At 71.5% G+C, this 4,381-nt stretch carries 6 protein-coding genes and 2 pseudogenes; 7 read left to right on the top strand and 1 reads right to left on the bottom strand.

The genetic code is table 11. The annotated features are described in order from the left end of the window. From ACIQVL_RS30675 to ACIQVL_RS30645, 7 genes and pseudogenes are all read left to right on the top strand, one after another. Positions 1-336 (top strand): SpoIIE family protein phosphatase (locus ACIQVL_RS30675; protein WP_403476932.1); only part of this gene is annotated, 336 nt, incomplete at its 5' end. Between the two features lie 155 nt (positions 337-491). After that, entirely contained in the window at positions 492-980 is a 489-nt protein-coding gene (locus tag ACIQVL_RS30670) for a flavin reductase family protein (RefSeq protein ID WP_403445282.1), read from the top strand. 75 nt (positions 981-1,055) lie between these two features. Further along, positions 1,056-1,957 (top strand): annotated as a pseudogene (locus ACIQVL_RS30665) (YihY/virulence factor BrkB family protein); the annotation flags it as partial. Positions 1,958-2,153: 196 nt separating this feature from the next. After that, positions 2,154-2,525: a phage holin family protein gene (locus ACIQVL_RS30660; protein WP_403445283.1), complete on the top strand. Its 372-nt coding sequence runs from the start codon at positions 2,154-2,156 to the stop codon at positions 2,523-2,525. Next, positions 2,522-2,914: a DUF3618 domain-containing protein gene (locus ACIQVL_RS30655; protein ID WP_403445376.1), complete on the top strand. Its 393-nt coding sequence runs from the start codon at positions 2,522-2,524 to the stop codon at positions 2,912-2,914. The genes ACIQVL_RS30660 and ACIQVL_RS30655 overlap by 4 nt, the downstream gene beginning before the upstream one ends. A 349-nt stretch (positions 2,915-3,263) precedes the next feature. Then, positions 3,264-3,371, top strand: a pseudogene (locus tag ACIQVL_RS30650) (LLM class F420-dependent oxidoreductase); the annotation flags it as partial. Then, positions 3,362-3,592 (top strand): hypothetical protein, encoded by a 231-nt coding sequence (locus ACIQVL_RS30645; RefSeq protein ID WP_403445286.1) that lies wholly within the window; start codon positions 3,362-3,364, stop codon positions 3,590-3,592. The pseudogene ACIQVL_RS30650 and the gene ACIQVL_RS30645, both read left to right, overlap by 10 nt. A 22-nt stretch (positions 3,593-3,614) precedes the next feature. Here ACIQVL_RS30645 and ACIQVL_RS30640 read toward each other — a convergent pair whose 3' ends face one another. Further along, positions 3,615-4,127 carry a hypothetical protein gene (locus ACIQVL_RS30640; protein WP_403445289.1) on the bottom strand — a complete coding sequence of 171 codons (513 nt, stop codon included), beginning with the start codon at positions 4,125-4,127 and terminating at the stop codon, positions 3,615-3,617. Positions 4,128-4,381 lie beyond the last annotated feature (254 nt).

Genomic DNA, 4,381 nt, shown 5'->3' with positions numbered 1-4,381 from the left:
CCACCCGGGACCCGGCTCCTCATGGTGACGGACAGCCTCGTCGAGGTGCGCAACACCAACCTCGACACCAGCCTCACCGAACTCCACGACACCGTGCTCGGACTCCGCCAGCCGCCGCCCGCCGCCCTCCCTGCCCCACCCGGGACCCGGCTCCTCATGGTGACGGACAGCCTCGTCGAGGTGCGCAACACCAACCTCGACACCAGCCTCACCGAACTCCACGACACCGTGGCCGACGGCGCAACAGCACTCGAAGGCACGTGCGACCTGTTGCTCGACCGTTTCGGGCAGAACAAGGACGACGACATCGCTCTCATCACAGCGTCGTTCGGGTGAGGAGGGCGAAGAACCGGACACGACGGCCGACGGGCACTTCGGCTTCGGCGGGGGCGCCCGACGAGCGAGTCCCGTGGAGCACGGGTACGTTTACGGTCATCGACGAGGCGCGGAGCGATCCGGGGTCCGATTTCCGGAGGCAGGAGCCGAGTACCGTGACCGATCTTGATTCCTTCACCGGCCTGCTCGACTCTCCGATGTACGTCGTGACCGTGGAGGCCGACGGGGAAAAGGCCGGCTGTCTGGTCGGGTTCGCCTCGCAGTGTTCGATCCGGCCCGCGCGGTTCATGGTCTGGCTGTCCAGGGCCAACCGGACGTACCGGGTCGCCGAGCGTGCCGAACGTCTGACGGTCCATCTGCTGCGCCGCGACCAGGACCGGCTGGCCCGGCTCTTCGGCGGCGAAACCGGCGACCGCACCGACAAGTTCGCGGACGTCGCGTGGCATCCGGGGCCGCGAGGATCGCTGATCCTCGACGAGGCTCCCGCCTGGTTCGTCGGTCACGTGGAGAGCCGGACCGACGGCGGCGACCACGTCGGCTTCCTACTCGCTCCGGAGGCGGCGGGCAGCCTCTCGGGTGCCGGAACACGGCTGCTGACCCTGCACGACGCCATGGACATCACGCCAGGCCACCCAGCGGACTGACGGTGCGTCACGGTGCCCACCGCGCGGTGTGGAGGGGCTCTTGAGGGATACCCGACACGCATACGGAGGCCTCGCATTTCCCGGCGGACGGCACACCGGAACAGCGGCGGGGACAGGGCACGCGGGATACCGACGCCCGAGGAGGCGGGACCCGGAGCCGATGTGGAACGGCGGGCGCCGGACGCACCCACGAAACTCCCGGAACAGGCCCGGGTCGCCGTCCTCAAGGGCTCCCTGCACGAGTTCGGGGCGGACGAACTGACCGATCGCGCCGCGGCCCTGACGTACTACGGAAATTGCGGGGCAAGGCCGGTGCCGGGTCCGCCATGGCGGTCGTCGGCCTCCTGCCGGCTCTCTGGTCGGCCTCCGGGTACGTCGCGGCGTTCATCCGGGCCGCGAACACCGTCTACGACGTGCCGGAGGGCCGCCCGTTGTGGACGATCCTCCCCCTGCGGGTCCTGCTCGCATTGACGTTGATGGTGATGGCGGCGGCCGGCGCGCTGATCGTGGTCTTGACCGGCGGCGTCGCCCGCCGGGCCGGAGCCGCCCTGGGACTCGGCGACGTCGCGCTGACAGTGTGGTCGATCGCCAAGTGGCCGGCCCTCGTACTCCTGGTCACGCTGTTGATCGCCGTCCTGTACCGGGCGAGCCCGAACGCGAGGGTCCGAGGGTTCCGGTGGGTCACGCCGGGCAGTGTCGTCGCCCTGCTGATCTGGCTCGTCGCCTCCGCCGGATTCGTGGTCCACGTCGCGGGCTTCGCCTCGTACAACAAGACCTACGGGACCATGGCGGGCGTCGTCATGTTCCTCGTCCGGCTGTGGATCAGCAACCCGGCCGTCCTGCTGGGCCTGGAGTTCGACGCGGAGACCGCACGCCGGCGTGCCGTCGCGGGCGGCCTGCCTCGCGGCACGGAGCCCTACACCGAGCCTCGTTCCACCCGGACCCGGGACGAGGCCGACGCGCGCCGACTGGACGACGCATCAACCTCCCCCGGCACAGGGCTGTCGGTGGCTGTCCTGAACCCGGCTGTTCGGGGTACTCGCGCGATCGTCACACCGCCGGGCATGACGGGCCCGGGGGGCACGAACGGAACGGGAGGTGAACGCCGTGTCGAGCACAGAGCCGCACCGCGCCTCAACCGGCCCTCACACGGAGCGCTCGGGCCAGGAGCCGGTGGGCGAACTGGTGCAGCGGGCTTCGCAGCAGCTGACCGAGCTGGTGCGCGGCGAACTGCGGCTGGCGCAGGCGGAGATCAAGCAGAAGGGCAGTCACTACGGCAAAGGCGGCGGTCTGTTCGGCGGCGCCGGTGTCGTCGGCTTCCTGATGCTCCAGGCGCTGGTGGCCACGGTCATCGCCGCGCTCGCGGTGGTGGTGCCGGTCTGGGCGGCCGGACTGGTCGTCACGGCGGCGCTCGGCGTGATCGCCGCGGTGCTTGCCAGGAGCGGCAGGAAACAGATCGGGCAGGCGGTACCGCCCACGCCCGAGCAGACGATCGAAAACGTGAAGGCCGACATGGCCACGATCAAGGAGAGTGCGCACCGATGACCCAGCCGCCCCACGACGAACCCACCGCTTCCACTCCCGAGGAACTCCGGGAGCAGGTCGAGCAGACCCGTGCCGAGCTCGGGGAGACGGTCGAGGCCCTCGCGGCGAAGACCGACGTCAAGGCGCGCGCCCGGCAGAAGAGCGCCGAGGTCAAGGAGCAGGCGGCGGACCGGGCCCACGTGGTGAAGGAACAGGCCGCGGCGAAGGCCGACCAGGTCAAGGCCAAGACCGTCGGCATCGCGCAACAGGCCCAGGAGCGGCTGCCCGACCCCGTCACCGAAAAGGCCGCGCAGGGAGCACGACTGGCACAGGACAACCGCAAGGTGCTGTGGGCGATGGCGGGTGCCGCCGTGGTGCTGTGGGTGGTCTGCCGCCGTACGAAGGGGTAAGCGGGGGCTGGCTCTCGGTACTGCCGGTGGCTTGGCCGCGGGAGCACTGTTCGGACGACCTGGTAGGTGCTCCGTCACCGGGAGGACGCTCCGAAAGCCACCGACGATCAGCGGTCCTGGCACGAGGTGCCGGCCACCGCGCTCCCGGGCGCCGGCTTCGCGGTGGTCAGGGCTGGCCGGCTACCGCGAAGCCACCGCCGATCAGCGGTCCTGGCACGAGGTGCCGGCCACCGCGCTCCCGGGCGCCGACTTCGCGGTGGTCAGGGCTGGCCGGCTACCGCGCCGACGCGACCGGCGTCCGCGGCCCGACCGGTACCTGGCCCGGCTGACCGCTTCCCAGGGGTGCCGGTTCGTCGAGGCCGGCTTCGACACGGTGTACGTCAACCAGATCGGCAAGGACCAGCAGGGCTTCTTCGACCGCTACCGCACCAAGGTCCTGTCGGCGCTGTGCGGCTGAGTGAAGTGGTGACCACGGCGGACGGCTCCCCGCAGACCGCGGGCACCTCACTCGTCGTCATCGACATGACCAACACGTACGACCGTGCGGACGCGGAACTGCTTGTACCCGCCGTCGGCCGGATCGCGCCGGCCGTCGCGGATCTGATCGGCGAGGCCCGGAAGGCGGACGTGCCCGTCCGGAGGCCCGTACAAGCAGCGGCCCGCACGAGACACAGGTGACGGGCCGTGATCCCGGGCTTCGTCAGAGCAGCTCGGCGGTGTCGACGCTGAGCAGGTCCAGGAGCTGTGCCCGGTGGAGGCGGGCGATGTCTTCGAGCAGGTCGGGATGGCGCAGCAGAGTCGCGGCCTCGGTGTCCCGTGTTCCCGGTGTGGTCAGCCGTCGTAGACCGTGGGCAGCCTGGTGCTCGTGCGCGGCCTCGGCTCGGCATGCGGCGTGGGCGGCCAGCGCCGGGTCGGCCAGCAGGCAGGCCGCCCAGCTGACGACAGCCTCGTCGACCCAGGTCCGCCACGCGTCGTCATCGCCGTGCGGCCCACTTCCGCTGACCCGGTCCAGGCGATCGGACCCGCTGGGTGCGAGCAGGTGGAGCAACGCCACGTCGACCTCACCGGGGTATCGCAGGGCGGCGGCGAGCGTGACGGCCTGCCGAGCCTGGGCTTCGGCCAGCGCCCGGCCGAGCGCGCCGCCCGAGGCCGGATAGGCAGCGAGGAGCCAGCGGGTGGAGGCGGCTATGACAGGTGTCAGATCGTCGGTCACGGCGGTAGATCCCTCGGGGACGTGCTCGCCTGTGTCCGGCAGATCGGTCCCGCGAGCTGTGTCGCGGAGCCGCGCTGCCCCGCTCGTGACCATCAGGCTAGAGAGTCGGGCCCGAAGAGGGAATGAGGCACGTCACAGGCGGGGTGCGTCCAGCACCCCGGGGCGGGGGGGGGGGGGCCCCCGCCCAGGCCCCCGGGCACGGGGGCCCCCCGGCGGGCAGCCCCACCCCCCCCCAAGCAGGGCGCACCCGCCCC

It is taken from the genome of Streptomyces sp. NPDC090499, from assembly GCF_044769305.1.
Classification (GTDB): domain Bacteria; phylum Actinomycetota; class Actinomycetes; order Streptomycetales; family Streptomycetaceae; genus Streptomyces.
The sequence above is the reverse complement of the archived record's forward strand: the minus strand, read 5'-3'. Positions and strand labels throughout refer to the sequence as shown.